This is a genomic window from Pseudomonas sp. A214 (assembly GCF_900156295.1).
In the GTDB taxonomy this organism is placed as follows: Bacteria; Pseudomonadota; Gammaproteobacteria; order Pseudomonadales; family Pseudomonadaceae; genus Aquipseudomonas; species Aquipseudomonas rhizophila.
In genome coordinates this window covers 3,103,852-3,117,079 of record NZ_LT707062.1, presented here as the reverse complement: position 1 = coordinate 3,117,079, position 13,228 = coordinate 3,103,852, and the positions used below count along the sequence as shown (strand labels likewise).

General features: G+C 56.4%; 11 protein-coding genes and 2 pseudogenes. 6 read left to right on the top strand and 7 right to left on the bottom strand.

The window, feature by feature from the left end; translation table 11 throughout:
* Nucleotides 1-16: 16 nt before the first annotated feature.
* The 5 genes and pseudogenes from qhpG to BW979_RS27800 form a co-directional block, all read right to left on the bottom strand.
* Complete coding sequence (gene qhpG / locus BW979_RS14105; RefSeq protein WP_076384061.1) at nt 17-1,312, bottom strand: flavin-dependent monooxygenase QhpG; 1,296 nt, start codon at nt 1,310-1,312, stop codon at nt 17-19.
* Nucleotides 1,309-1,986, bottom strand: a complete 678-nt coding sequence (qhpE, locus tag BW979_RS14100; protein WP_054068831.1) for a subtilisin-like serine protease QhpE — start codon at nt 1,984-1,986, stop codon at nt 1,309-1,311. Before qhpE ends, qhpG begins: the two co-directional genes overlap by 4 nt.
* Nucleotides 1,976-3,694, bottom strand: coding sequence for an ABC transporter ATP-binding protein (locus BW979_RS14095; RefSeq protein WP_054068830.1), 1,719 nt, complete (start codon nt 3,692-3,694; stop codon nt 1,976-1,978). Before BW979_RS14095 ends, qhpE begins: the two co-directional genes overlap by 11 nt.
* Nucleotides 3,694-5,598 carry a sigma-54-dependent Fis family transcriptional regulator gene (locus BW979_RS14090; RefSeq protein ID WP_076384060.1) on the bottom strand — a complete coding sequence of 635 codons (1,905 nt, stop codon included), beginning with the start codon at nt 5,596-5,598 and terminating at the stop codon, nt 3,694-3,696. The genes BW979_RS14095 and BW979_RS14090 overlap by 1 nt, the downstream gene beginning before the upstream one ends.
* 301 nt (nt 5,599-5,899) lie before the next feature.
* Nucleotides 5,900-6,017 (bottom strand): annotated as a pseudogene (locus tag BW979_RS27800) (O-acetylserine/cysteine exporter); the annotation flags it as partial.
* Between the two features lie 20 nt (nt 6,018-6,037).
* Here BW979_RS27800 and BW979_RS14085 point away from each other — a divergent pair.
* Nucleotides 6,038-6,727 (top strand): annotated as a pseudogene (locus tag BW979_RS14085) ((Fe-S)-binding protein); the annotation flags it as partial.
* A gap of 14 nt (nt 6,728-6,741) precedes the next feature.
* Here BW979_RS14085 and BW979_RS14080 read toward each other — a convergent pair.
* Nucleotides 6,742-7,770, bottom strand: coding sequence for a GlxA family transcriptional regulator (locus tag BW979_RS14080; protein ID WP_076384059.1), 1,029 nt, complete (start codon nt 7,768-7,770; stop codon nt 6,742-6,744).
* A 133-nt stretch (nt 7,771-7,903) separates the two neighbouring features.
* Between BW979_RS14080 and BW979_RS14075 the strand changes: the two genes are divergently transcribed.
* Both BW979_RS14075 and BW979_RS14070 read left to right on the top strand, forming a co-directional pair.
* Entirely contained in the window at nt 7,904-8,794 is an 891-nt protein-coding gene (locus BW979_RS14075; RefSeq protein ID WP_054070329.1) for an MBL fold metallo-hydrolase, read from the top strand.
* A 97-nt stretch (nt 8,795-8,891) separates the two neighbouring features.
* Nucleotides 8,892-9,437, top strand: coding sequence for a cysteine hydrolase family protein (locus tag BW979_RS14070; RefSeq protein WP_076384058.1), 546 nt, complete (start codon nt 8,892-8,894; stop codon nt 9,435-9,437).
* Between the two features lie 146 nt (nt 9,438-9,583).
* Here the strand turns inward: BW979_RS14070 and BW979_RS14065 are convergent, their stop codons facing one another.
* The gene (locus tag BW979_RS14065) at nt 9,584-10,555 is read right to left on the bottom strand and encodes an IclR family transcriptional regulator (RefSeq protein WP_231990568.1); all 972 of its coding nucleotides are present in this window, start codon (nt 10,553-10,555) and stop codon (nt 9,584-9,586) included.
* Between BW979_RS14065 and BW979_RS28125 the strand changes: the two genes are divergently transcribed.
* From BW979_RS28125 to BW979_RS14050, 3 genes are read left to right on the top strand one after another with little or no spacing between them, the layout of a single operon-like run.
* Nucleotides 10,458-10,667 carry a DUF1656 domain-containing protein gene (locus BW979_RS28125; RefSeq protein WP_076384057.1) on the top strand — a complete coding sequence of 70 codons (210 nt, stop codon included), beginning with the start codon at nt 10,458-10,460 and terminating at the stop codon, nt 10,665-10,667. The two genes, BW979_RS14065 and BW979_RS28125, sit on opposite strands and share 98 nt — an antisense overlap.
* Entirely contained in the window at nt 10,664-11,545 is an 882-nt protein-coding gene (locus tag BW979_RS14055; RefSeq protein WP_076384056.1) for an efflux RND transporter periplasmic adaptor subunit, read from the top strand. Before BW979_RS28125 ends, BW979_RS14055 begins: the two co-directional genes overlap by 4 nt.
* Nucleotides 11,542-13,221, top strand: coding sequence for an FUSC family protein (locus tag BW979_RS14050; RefSeq protein ID WP_076384055.1), 1,680 nt, complete (start codon nt 11,542-11,544; stop codon nt 13,219-13,221). The genes BW979_RS14055 and BW979_RS14050 overlap by 4 nt, the downstream gene beginning before the upstream one ends.
* Nucleotides 13,222-13,228 lie beyond the last annotated feature (7 nt).

Below are 13,228 nucleotides of genomic sequence, written 5' to 3'. Positions count from 1 at the left end.
CCAGACAACCCAAATGTCAGGGCCTGAATCCCTGCGCCAACAACCACCCCCGAACCATCCTGCCCTGCTCCACTGTCAACCCCGCCAACACCCGCTCGGCCGGCTCGCTGCGCAACCGCCGCACCAACGGTGCCAACTCCACCCCTTGCACATGCCAGATCCCCAGCGGCTGATCCGCCGTGATCACCACCTCGGCCTCATCCACAAATCCATCGCGCAATACCGGCGCCAGCTCAATCCTAAGAGTGGAAAAATCCGCCCCGGCATGGGCGACCTCTGCATCCGGCCACTGCCGCCGCGCCTGCCAGAACGGCTGGTTGGACCAACGCTGCTCATCGGCATAAAAGTCCCGGCCAATGCGCGCGAAGCGTAAAAACAACTGCTCCACCCGTTGCTGATGAAAACGCTGTGCCAGCAACCTCCGCTCAGGTTTGCGCAACAGCGTGTTGATCACCGCAGGCGCTTGCAACGCCGAAGACAACGACTGGAAGATGCCATTACCCGACAGCGGATCCACCGCCATGGCGGCGTCGCCCACACGAATCCAATGATCGCCGCAGACCTGCGGACACAAGATCGCCGTACTGCTGCGGGCATGCAGGTGCAGATCGGTTTGCGGTTCACCCCCGAAAAACGCCTGGGTCAATGCCGACTGCTGGAACCGCTGGCGGCAGTAGTCGAGCAACAGCGCCTTGCCCGGCAACTCGGCACTGGCCACGTCCACCGTCCATTGCCAATAACACTGGCCGTCGGCCCGGCGCGCCATCCAGGCCCAGCCGTCCGCAAGGCTTTCCACAGCACTGGCGTTGGTACCCGGCGCACCTTGCCAGCGATTGAGCAAGCTGACCGTCTCCGGCCCACGCAAGCCCTTGCCAAGGGCAGGTGCCTGGCGTCCGCGGGCCTCCACCAGGAAATCCGCGAGCAGCGCGTCACGCCCTTGCAGTTCGATTCGATGTGCCGAAGCGTGTGGCTGCACCGTCAGCACTCGGCCCTCGATCAACTCAACCCCCGCCAGGCGCAAATCCTCGCGCAAGCCGCGATCGAAGCTCGGGCGATCCAGCAAAAATTCGATGTTCTGAGCATGCTGCTGACCGTTCCAGGACACCTGTCGCTGGGAAGGCTGCGCCGCATCCGTCAATGCTTGATGCAGTCCCGCACCGCGCAAGGCATCCAATACCCGCACGGAAACCCCTTCCAGTGCCGCGAAGCGCCGCCATTCACTGACCAATGTCACGGGATACCCAAGCCGTCGCAACCCCAGGGCCACCGCCGCCCCCGCAGGCCCCGCACCAAGAATCACAATCGGCTTCATGCACCGACGCGCCGTTCAGGGCCGTGATAACGGGCGTTCTTTTGCAGCCACTCGACAACGTGTTCGTTGCTCGCCTCGGGATTTTCGATGAGCAAACCCACAATGTGCCCGCTCAATGCCGCACAGCCGAGGCTCGCACCCGACTGCCCCGGGTAGGTACCGTGAACACACGCGGCAAAATCCGCCTGGGCGCTGTTGAGCCACGACCATTGCTGCTCGGTGCAACGAGCGTCGCCGGTGACCCGCAGCACCTGCGGATACTTTGCCGGGAACACCCCCTCGCCCTGGGCCGGGCTGGACGCACACAGCAAAATGCCCCGCGCCACCGCCGCAGCACAGGCTTCACGCAACAGGTGACGATCCTGCCGCAACCCGAGGCTCAGATTGATCAACCGCACGTCCTGCGCCACCAGCCAATCGATGGCGGTAGCGATCTGCAAGGCGCTGGTGACGCCACGCTGGTCGAACACCTGGGCTACGCAAAAAACCGCCGTCGGTGCACGCCGGCTGATGGCCTCGATCACCGCGCTACCATGGCCCAGCGGATCGTCGCGTAGATCGCTTTCGGCCAGTCCATCCTCCTGTAGCGAGAACCGCCGACCGGCAATCACTCGCCCCCGTTGCGCCGGCGAATGACCACTGTCCACCACCCCAATCCGCAGCTCAGGCCTCATGCTGCACCGTTCTTGACGTGAGCACGCCATCCAGCAGTTCAAAGCACAGATCGGCATCGGCCAGGGTCGAGGGGCGATGGCTGATCAGGATCCGCGTACGCCCGGCGAACAACCGGTCGATGGCCGCGATCACTTCGCGCTCGGTGGCTTCGTCGACCGCCGAAGTCGCTTCGTCCAGCACCAGGATCAACGGATCCTGCAACAGCGCCCGGGCGATGGCGATGCGCTGTTTCTGTCCGCCGGACAACTGCTGGCCACGCTCGCCCAAAGGGCTGTCGAGGCCTTCGGGCAGTGACTCGACCAGGTTGTCGAGCTGCGCCAGCCGCGCCACTTCGGCAATCGCTTCGCGACTGGCGTCGGGCACCGCGTAGGCCAGGTTGTCGGCGAGGCTGCCGCGAAACAGCACGATGTCCTGACTGACTACGGCTATCCGCCGACGCAGCTGGAACAGGTCCAGTTCCCGCAGATCGACCTCCCCCAGCAAGACCCGACCGGACTGCGGATCGTGGTGCCGCTGCAGCAGATCGATCAGGGTCGACTTACCGACACCAGAGCCGCCGCTCAGGGCGACTTTCAACCCATAGGGAATTCGCGCTTGAATACCACGCAAGGTGGTCGGGCGACCGGGATGGCTGAAGTGCACGTTGTCGAAACGCAGTTCGCCAGAGACCGGCATCGGCTGCGGCGCAACCGGAGTGAGGACGGTTGGCTCTTCACCGCGCAGTTCCATGACCCGCCCAAGGCTCACGGTCATCCGCTGAATCGCGACGTAGAGCCCTAGCAGGCTCTGGACCGGGCCGACAGCCATGCCCAGATAGGTGGAAAAGGCGATCAACGCGCCCAATTGCCAAGTCCCTTGCACCACCCAGTACCCGCCAATCAAAAACGCACAGGCCCGCGACAACGATGTCAGCGTGCCGGGCACCGCTTGGGTGAAAAACTCAGTGACCTGCAGGCGCAAGAGCTGACTCATATACCCTTGGCCCAACGTCTCCAGTCGCCGCGCCTCGCGCTGTTGCTGACCGGCGGACTGAATGAATTTCATCACCGGCAAGGTCTCAACCATGAACGAGGACATATCCGCCGAACGCTCGCGCAACTGCCGCACATCGCGCTCGACCTTACGCCGCATCCAGCGTAGCCAAAGCACGTCGAGTGGAATCAGCACCAAGGCCAGCAGCGAGAGTTGCCACGACAGGGTCACCAACATCGCCACGGCGACCACCAGACCGATCACGCTCGACACCGCAGAGAACATCGAATCGACGGCAAAGCGCTGAATCTCCGCGACATCGCCGTCGAGACGCGACATCAAATCACCAATGCGTCGTTGCCCATAGAATCCCGGTGATAGGCGTTGCAAGTGCTGATAAACATCGTCACGCAACGAAAAAAGGATTCGTCCGGACAATCGCGTGTGCAGGTAACGATTGACTCCCGAAAGCGCAGTTCCCAGCAAACCTGCCACGATCATCAGGCAGGCAATACGCACAAGCATGGAGAAGTCCCGTGCCAGAAGCCCATCATCAATCAGCAGTTTGGTCAGCCATGGCTGAACCAGAACCAGCATCGACGCGCCGATCGACAAGCCGAGTAAACCAGCTATTGCCCACCTGTGTGGCCTGACAAAGCTATAAAGCCAACCCAACGAGGTCTGCAGCGCAGCCGGGCTTTGACCTTCTATTAGCCTTGCTATTAAGCGCAGCATCAAGAGCGCAACTGTTTAAGTTTACGATACAGCGTCGCACGGCTAATGCCTAAAGTATCGGCAGCGGCTGAGACGTTTCCGTTGTGAGTGTCGAGGGACTGGCGAATCAGTTCTAGCTCATTTTCGCGTATGCTACCGGACGGCTGCCGTTCGCCAGCACTCAGCTCATCCAGCATACTGTCCGGCAGGTGTTCTAGTTTCAAAACACACTCACTCGGCTCGCGCATGGCAAGCGCTGTGCGTAGAACAGTATCCAACTGGCGGATGTTACCCGGCCAATGATAGTCAAGTAACAAGCGATTTAGCCCTTCGTCTAATGATACGTTCGGAGAGCCAAGCTTCTCCAACAACTGAGTTATCAGCAGCCCCACATCGTCGCGGTCCCGCAAGGCTGGTAGCACGACGCTAATACCATTAACTCGGTAGAACAAATCTTCGCGGAATTGTTTTTCTTCCACCTGGCGCTTGAGGTCACGGTGAGTGGCGCAAATCAGCGCTATGTCAATGCTCTGCTCTTCGCCGGCCCCTAAGGGAGCTACTTTGCGATCCTGTAGAACGCGTAAAAGCCGCGCTTGCAAAGCCAGAGGCATATCGCCGATTTCGTCCAAAAACAACGTGCCACCATGCGCCTGCTGCAATCGACCGACCATACCGCCACGGCGAGAGCCCGTGAAGGCTCCTTCGCGGTACCCGAACAATTCTGATTCAATCAAACCTTCTGGAATCGCCGCGCAGTTCACCGCCACGAATGGTTTTTCGCAGCGCGTCCCTGCCATGTGCAGAGCGCGGGCGATGACTTCTTTGCCGGTCCCAGTCTCGCCCAGCAGCAAAACCGGTAGTTCATTAGCCAGACCTTGACGAGCCATGCGCAAAGCCCGGGCGTAGCGCGCATTGCTGCCGGCCAGAGTTTCAAGCTTGGGCTGTGCATGAGTGACCTTGACAGTGCTTCTAGACGGCACGCTAACGGTGAGGGAACGTTGTGGCGCACGCAGAACTTTGTAAAAGAACTCTCCTCTAGGAGTCTGCAAGCTACCCATTCCAGCATGATACGACTGCAGCAGAAACTGCATGCCGTCGACGCCAAAAAACTCTTCACAATCTTTACCAATCACCGCCGAGCGCTGGGTATCAAGCAATTGACAGGCTTGGGCGCTAGCCGCAAGAACTTTCCCTGCCAAGCTCACCGCCATGAGTCCCTGCCATGACGATTCGAGATACTGACGACGATTGTGAAATGCCAACACTATTTCGTCAGGGTAGCTGCTATAAAAAACCCGACTCTCAATTTGGCTGACTGCCATGTTCAACAGTGCTGTATTGTCTTGTACGCGCCCAAGCGGGCCTTCACGGGTTAGATCAAGCACACCGAGCATATTGCCTTGAGGGCAGTAGATCGGCACCGATGCACAGGAAATACCATTCAGGCGATCTAGGAAATGCTCGCCGCAATCAATCATTGTAGGACGGGCTTCGACCAGCGCGGTGCCTAACGCATTGGTGCCACGAGCAGCCTCGCTCCAGCAGGCGCCATGAGTGATGTCTTCCATTCCCAAGCTTTTGAGGCGGTCGGCGCGCCCTTCGACAGTGAGTATGGTGGCATCAGCATTGGCAAGAATAATCACGCCTGTCTTACCCTGCCGTTCGGCTAGAAAGTCGATCGCGGGTAGCGCTGCATCAATCAGTAATCGGTTGCTAGCAGCCAACGCTTCAACACTCAAACGGGACTGCTGCTCCAGCTCATCATATCCAGCATTGAAAAGCACACCATGCTCCATGCTACGGCGCCAGGAAGCATCAATTTCAGCACGTAATAATCCGTCAGGAATGGCGCCGTCGTGGTGCAGTTTTTCACGAGCCAGGTGAGCTTCGGGTCGAAGGCTATCTATTATTGTTTTCTTGAGCATGTTGGCGAGTTCCTAGCTAATCCGTCCACCTATGTGCACTTGCTGACGCTACGCTCAGCAAGCATCGCGCCAACCCCCTCTGGATTCAAGTGTCGCGCGCTCTGATGTTTTGCTGACTCAGCATGCTGAGCGAACGGTTGGTTAGGGCTCTCTAAAAAACTCCTGCCTCAAACGCAACCCAAGAGTTCACAGACGAGCTAGAAATCGTATTCAATTGCTGGTTAGGAAATGCCAATCACCGTCAAAATCCCACGCTGCCTTAGCCGATCAAGGGGCTCGACCATGAAGAGCGAAATGTTCGCCGCAGAGCCGCCTCGATCACCTGTGGCCTTTCCAGCCACCAGGACAATGCCAGGAACGGAATCGGGAACCAGACTGTTCCACACCACTAAACCGACCCGATTAACTTTGCCAATTTTGCCGCACGCAGAGGCAGAGAGAAACCGCTTCTACCCGATACTTCGAACCCCCCGTACTAGCCGACTGGATCGAACTAATCTCGAGGCTTGGCTATCAGGTTTACATCGCACCCTTTGCACCCAATGGCAAACCACTTCAGGTACAAGGCGTCATCAAAGCTTTTGAAAAGGCCGCACGTTTCAACGGTGAAGCGTTGCACCAGCTTCAGAAGCACGAGATACCGCTGGTGGGCCTCGATCCCGCGATGACGTTGGTGTATCGCCAGGAGTATGCGAAGACGCTTGGCAGTCACAAGGTTCCTACCGTACTACTGCCGCAGGAGTGGCTCGCCAATATGCTTCCACAGTCGCAGATTGTGAAAGATGCCGATCCCTATCATTTCCTTCCCCACTGCACTGAAAAGACAAATGAGCCAAACAGCATCGACCTTTGGCAACAAGTCTATGAGCGCATGGGACTGAAAATGAGCGTTCAAGCCAGCGGGTGCTGCGGCATGTCCGGCACCTATGGGCATGAGACGAAGAACACCAGAACTTCTGTAGTGATCTACAAACAATCCTGGGCGCCGCTTGTGAAAAGATTTAATGCTTCTGGCCGGTTAGTGGCCGACGGATATTCTTGCCGAAGCCAGGTGAAACGACAGGATGGAGTAACCGTCTCACATCCGCTGCAGGAGCTGCTCGCTGTCGTCAGGAATCTTGCTGCCTGAGCCACGAGGCATGATTAAATTTTTACCTGGGAATGGGTAAATGACTCGGCCGTGTGCTCATTGCCGCCGGCCTTCGGGCCTGGCTTCATTTCACGGAAAAACATTCGCCGATACTCAGAGGGTGAAGTGCCAAGGTGAACGCCGAACTGTTGTCTCAACGACAAAGGCGTTCCGAAACCCGCCTCACCGGCGACACACTCGATAGGTAAGTCGGTCGTTTCGAGCAGCTGTTGTGCTCTGGCGACTCGCTCAGCATTCAACCATTTTGAGACGGTGCTGCCGGTCGCCTCCTTAAATCGCCTGGTAAAAGTACGCCGACTCATTTTCGCCATGTCCGCCAGCAAATCGAGCGACAGATCACTCGCAAGGTTCATTCGGGCCCACGCCAGTACATTAGACAAGTGAGTCTCGCTAGACAGCTGCGGCACAGGATGTTCTACGTACTGAGCCTGGCCTCCTTGCCTGTGCGGCGGCGTCACCAGCATCTTCGCAGTGCGAGTGGCAACATCAGCACCGAGTCGCTGACGTATTAGATGCAGACAACAATCAATTGCTGCCACGGTTCCCGCAGAGGTAATGATGTTGCCATCACTGACATACAGCACTTCAGGCCTGAAACGAACTTCTGGGAACCGTCGCCCAAACTCATCTCTGACTGCCCAGTGAGTGGTTGCTTCTTTGCCATCAAGAAGTCCTGCATCGCCGAGCACGAATGCTCCCAGACATAGCCCGACGATGAGCTTGTCTTGGGCATTTGCACGCTGTAAGGCTTGCACAAGCTGCGCAGACGCTGCGACAGAATGATCGCCCCACGCCGGAATGACAATTACGTCGGATGTCTCCATCAGTTCCAGGCCATGATCGACCGCTAAGCCTATGCCTTGGTCGCTTATCACCATTCCCGGCGTTTCTGCATAGTAACTGACCTCGTAATGAGGTTCACCGGGTGCGGATTGAGCTGTTCCTAGCACCATTCCAGGCACGGAAAGATGAAACAGGCTGACACCGTCAAAAGCCAGAACAGCAACGCGTGTGGATTGCATAAGTCAGCCTCATATTCGAGAACAGCGCAGGTATCGTGGCCCGATTATATCGGAATCTGTCATTCAGGCCACTGTTGAGTCCCAGAGCTTTGGGCAAGAATAGAATCACTGATGCAATAACAGGATTAACGAGATGAACTTTAAAACACTTCCAATCGCCCTTAGCCTTGCCTGCACTGCCGCGACCTCATCCGCATTTGCGAGCTCCGACACTCCCAATTCCCCGGACGCGGCCCATAAAATCGACTTGCAGCAAGTTCGCAACGCAACGGTAAAAATCTCCTACGGCGGCACGACCTTTCTGATCGACCCGATGCTGTCCAAAAAGGGAACTTACCCAGGATTTGAAAATACCTACCGTAGTGACCTGCGCAATCCCTTGGTTGATCTGACTGAGTCGCCCGAAAAAGTGATCTCTGGAGTAGACGCTGTCATCGTCACTCATACGCATCTTGACCACTGGGACGATGCCGCACAGAGAGCGCTTCCGAAAGACATACCGCTGTTCACACAGCACGAGGAAGACGCGAAGTTGATTCGCTCACAAGGCTTCAAGAACGTACGCGTTCTTACTGACGAAGGGGAATTCGGCGGCGTGAAAATCACCAAGACGGGTGGCCAGCACGGCACAGACAAGATGTATGCCGCTCCCCCACTCGCGAAACTTCTGGGCGAGGCCATGGGCGTTGTGTTTCAAGCGCCAGGCTACAAAACTCTCTACCTAGCCGGCGACACTATCTGGCGTAAAGAGGTAGACCAAACTATTGAGAAATATCACCCTGAAGTCATCGTACTCAATGCCGGGAAAGCGAAAGTGAACGGGTTTGAGGGTGCGATCATCATGGGCGAGGAAGATGTACTTCGCGCTTCTAAGGCAGCCAAAGACGCGAAAATCGTCGCCGTGCACATGGACGCAGTTAACCATATGTCCCTGACCCGCAAGGAATTGCGTACCTACGTCAAAGATCACGGCATCGAGAATCGCGTAGAGATACCCGAAGATGGCGCGTCACTGGAGTTCTGACATAAATTTTTTGAGGTTGGAAATGCAGGTGTTCTATCTGTCGACTTCAACCTTCAAGCCGCATGCTTAGCTCGGTTAATTCGATCGGAGATCGTTCATGAAACGTGGCCTTGTAGTAGTTGACCTGCAAAATGAATACCTGCCCACAGGCAAACTGCCATTAGACGGCATCGTAGCTGCTGTAGCGAATGCTGTCCGAGTGATCAGCCACTCGCGCGATATAGGAACTCCGGTTTTTCACATACGGCATGAGTCCAATGATGAACGCGTTCCAATCTTCGTCAAAGGCTCGAACGGTGCGCAAACCCAGCCTGCTGTTGCACCTCTGGGTAATGAGCCTGTGATTGTAAAAGCACACATCAACGCCTTCCGGGAAACGGATCTTAAGCAGCAGTTGGAAGCAGCGGACATCGAGGAACTCGTGGTAATCGGTGCAATGAGCCACATGTGCATCGATGCCGTAGTGCGCGCGGCGGCAGACATGGGCTACCCCGTTACGGTGCTGCATGACGCCTGCGCCACCCTGGATCTCACATTTGGTGGTGTTAACGTTCCTGCTGCTCACGCACACGCCACGATGATGGCAGCGTTCGAGTTCGGTTACGCCACCGTCAAGTCGGTGGAAGATTACCTCTCGGCCTGACCGCGTGACGACACAACTTGCCGGGACCCATTGGGCCCTGGCTTTCATCGTAAACGCATAAATAAGTTGATGGCGGCGGCAACGCTCCACACTTCCATGGCCTCGGGATCGGTCAAGCTGACCTCTCGGAACTCTCCGTTCGCGCGTTAACCGTCTATACCTATTTCTTTGAGCAACCCTTGCTTGCAGCTCAATAACTCCTCAACGTAAACACTGCGATTCCTTTCGAAACGCAATGTGGGGATGGGCATTGATATTGCGAAACGGCCTAACACGGTATCTAGCGCGACTGCTGTAGTGGTGATGCCCTCAATGAGTTCGCCGTGATCGCTTGAAAGCCCTGTTTTCCGAATATCGGCCAGCTGATTGAAAACACTCTGGAATTCCGACGTGTTTTCCTGGGTAGCGCTTTCAGTTGCAAACAACTCTTTCACATCCTCATCTTGGTCTAAAGCGAGAAGAGCCCGTCCAGCAGACGTTCCATAGAGTGGCGTATCCAGTTGGCCAAGGCGTGGCATCACCTGCAACTCACGATCAGCAACTACACGATCCTCAACGATCAGTTGGATTCCGGCAGGTCTAGAAAAGACAACCGTCTCTTGAACCCTCTCGCTCAGCTTATGCAGCCACGGGCGGACGACGGTCATACGGTCGACATGGGCGTTCGCGACGAGCCTCAACAAACCCGCGCCAAGGCTGATTCCGCCAGCGCCTTCAGTACGAATCATTCCCTGCTCTTCGAGCGCTCCTACGATGCGTTGCACCGTTGAGCGAGGCAAATCTACAGCTTGGGCTATTTCGCCCAAACTCATCCCGCCAACGCTTCTTCCCAATACATTCAGAATTTTTGCCGCGCGTGCAATGACCTGAATACCCCCACTACGCTCATCGCTGACGCCTGCTTGAACCCGCTCGCCCATAGACACCTCCACTATTTCGGTCACTGTACCATATTGCGATACGATATTATTTTGCGGTACAGTTATCGCATTGCGATACAGATCAAGTGCGAGGCTGACGATGTTGCATGAATTTTCAGTCGCAGGCCTGCTGATTACCCCAATGGTGATCTGCGTTGGCGCTGCGGCATTTCTGACCTGGATTACGTATGTGCTCATTCCGCAATGGGCAATACAGCAGTGGATTTGGAAGCGCTCATGGCTGGGACTTTCCCTATTCGTCTTCTACATCGCCAGCGCTCTCGCCTTTCTCGATGGTGGATGGAAATGAATTCGGCAATTCGGGTGTGCGTGACGTTACTGGTCTCAAGTTGCGCGGTGCTGGCGGGGTCGTGGACATGGAAGCACTACCAACTCTCACCCTGGACGCGAGATGGGCGAGTTCGGGCCGATGTAGTGGTCGTAGCACCCGATGTAGCGGGCTGGGTAACCAGGCTCGACGTGCGAGACAACCAGGTGGTAAATAAAGGCGATCTGCTTTTTGAAATTGATCCCGTCCGTTATCGCTCCCTCCGGAACGAGTCGAAAGCCCGAATGGAACACTCAAAGCACGCTTGGGAGCTTGCAGCACTTCTGGAGAGCCGCCGTGTTCCATTGGCCAGGATCAACGCCATCAGCGCTGAGGATTTGGATAACGCCCACTCCCAAGTCTTGCTGGCCAAATCCCAATATGAGGTCAACAAGGCGCAGTGGGAAACCGCGAGGATCAACCTCGCCCGCACATCTGTGGTTGCGCCAGCTAACGGTACGATCACCAACGTCAGACTGCAGGAAGGCAACTACGTAGCCCAGGGAGCTCCCGCCTTCTCACTCATCAAAAACGATTCGTTTTACGTGACTGCCTACTTCGAGGAAACGAAGCTTCTCGATATACGTGAGGGGGATATGGCCGAGGTGTCGTTCATGTCCGGAGGGCCTTCGATTAGTGGCCGCGTCCAAAGCATCGCCAGAGGCGTCGCCAATACCAACACACAAGCAGATCCAATGTTGCTGCCTCAAGTACAGCAGGCATTCAACTGGGTGCGACTGGCGCAACGCATACCGGTCGACATAAAGCTGGAGGCGAACGCTGTGAGCACGCGCTTGATCGCTGGCATGAGCGCATCGGTGAGGATTCATCAGCGCCCCACTGAGAGGGGCAGACCATGAGAGACGCACTGAAGCACTACTTGGCGCCTGACTTGCGCAGCTTGGTATTCGCTTGCAAGGGGCTGTGTGCCGTTACGCTCGCTCTAGCGATTTCGATGAGCCTGGATCTGGACAAGCCATTCTGGGCGATGGTGGCGTCAATGATGCTCCAGGCTCGCCCCGAGGCCGGATTGGTCATCGAAAAAGCGGTATGCCTTGCTCTGGGATCAACGGTTGGCGCCGTGATAGCGGTACTGATCTTGGACAATTTGACGCCATATCCTGTGTTAGCTATCGGAGCACTCGCGCTGTGCGTTGCCGTCACTTCTACAATCGCCTCGACCATGCGGCATGTCAATTTTGAATTCGCAACGTCATTAGTGAGTGTCACAGCGATTCTGATTGTACTTTTCGCCTTGGCCGATCCTGCAAATACCAGCAGCGGATCGATCTTTATGGTGATTCGAGCTCGGTTGAGCGAAGTTCTGGTCGGAGCCAGCAGTGCCATCCTCACCAGCGTCCTGCTTTATCCCTTCAAGGTGCAGAAGGTGCTGGAGACGGGTATGAATCGCCTACGGGATTTGAGCCTCACCCACGTCTCGGCGATTCTTCACGCTCAATCAAATCCAGCAGCTGTCCATCAGCAGCGCATAGGCATCATCGCCTTGTCCACTTCCATAAACGATGACGCCAATGCAGGACGCTATGAACTGGCAAGCAATATCGATGCAGCCCTACTCGCCGCCAGCAACGCCTTGACCATCGTTGCATGGGGACAAACCATCGAGCGCATATTGAGTGATAACCCAAAGCGTTTATCGGAGATGCTGGCCCGTTTCGTCGATCACGACGCTCATGGCTGCAGCTCGCTCGAGGCAGAGAGCCTGAAGAAAGTATCCGAGGCACTTTCAGCGATGCATGGGGCCTGCGATTCAATCGCTGAAAGATCGCACGGGACGCAGCGCTTTCCACGGTTCAATCGACATCGTGACTGGCTCGTCGGACTGAGAGCGGCGCTGCGAAGCTCACTTGTTTTCCTGAGCGCTATCGCCATATGGATTCTGTCAGGCGAACAAGCCGCACTCATCATGATGATCGTGCTACCTGCCTTGCTCTCCCAGGCATTCTCCTCACACCCAGTGCCGCGCGTGGCAACCGCCAAGTTACTGGGGGGAGCCTTGATTGCCATCCCTATTGCCATCCTGTTTGTACTCAGTTCGCTTGCGCAGGGTTCGGGCGATTTCGAGATGTTGATACTGGTGCTTTCTGCGCCTCTTTTTCTGGGGCTGATGAGCATGACTTCACCGTCACTCGCACCTTACGGTCTCGGTTTTTGCCTCACCCTGGCGGTGCTTGTTCAGCCAAGCAACTACATGACATTCGCAATCGATCAGTGCCTGTCCACTGGATTGGGAATCGCAGCAGGCCTCGGCTTGTTATACGCAGGATTTGATCTTATAGGGCCGCCCAAACATACATGGCTTCAGCGACGAGTTATCAGAGCACTCTACTTAGACCTGAAAGAGATGGGTAAGAAGGGGCGATCAGCCGATTGGCTCAACCAACGTGCAGCCGAGCGTCTTTCCTGTCTCGCTGCATACGAGCCGCAAACGCCGACCGGCAGGGCATTGACGCTGCGCGGGCTCAACTTACTCGAGTCTGGCCACCGCATGAAGCTCGCATCAGATGAACAATGAAAGCTTC

Coding starts and splice junctions, on each gene's coding strand:
- qhpG (WP_076384061.1), bottom strand. CDS start 1,312: ATGAAGCCGATTGTGATTCTTGGTGCGGGGCCTGCGGGGGCGGCGGTG.
- qhpE (WP_054068831.1), bottom strand. CDS start 1,986: ATGAGGCCTGAGCTGCGGATTGGGGTGGTGGACAGTGGTCATTCGCCG.
- BW979_RS14095 (WP_054068830.1), bottom strand. CDS start 3,694: ATGCTGCGCTTAATAGCAAGGCTAATAGAAGGTCAAAGCCCGGCTGCG.
- BW979_RS14090 (WP_076384060.1), bottom strand. CDS start 5,598: ATGCTCAAGAAAACAATAATAGATAGCCTTCGACCCGAAGCTCACCTG.
- BW979_RS14080 (WP_076384059.1), bottom strand. CDS start 7,770: ATGCAATCCACACGCGTTGCTGTTCTGGCTTTTGACGGTGTCAGCCTG.
- BW979_RS14075 (WP_054070329.1), top strand. CDS start 7,904: ATGAACTTTAAAACACTTCCAATCGCCCTTAGCCTTGCCTGCACTGCC.
- BW979_RS14070 (WP_076384058.1), top strand. CDS start 8,892: ATGAAACGTGGCCTTGTAGTAGTTGACCTGCAAAATGAATACCTGCCC.
- BW979_RS28125 (WP_076384057.1), top strand. CDS start 10,458: ATGTTGCATGAATTTTCAGTCGCAGGCCTGCTGATTACCCCAATGGTG.
- BW979_RS14065 (WP_231990568.1), bottom strand. CDS start 10,555: ATGAGCACATACGTAATCCAGGTCAGAAATGCCGCAGCGCCAACGCAG.
- BW979_RS14055 (WP_076384056.1), top strand. CDS start 10,664: ATGAATTCGGCAATTCGGGTGTGCGTGACGTTACTGGTCTCAAGTTGC.
- BW979_RS14050 (WP_076384055.1), top strand. CDS start 11,542: ATGAGAGACGCACTGAAGCACTACTTGGCGCCTGACTTGCGCAGCTTG.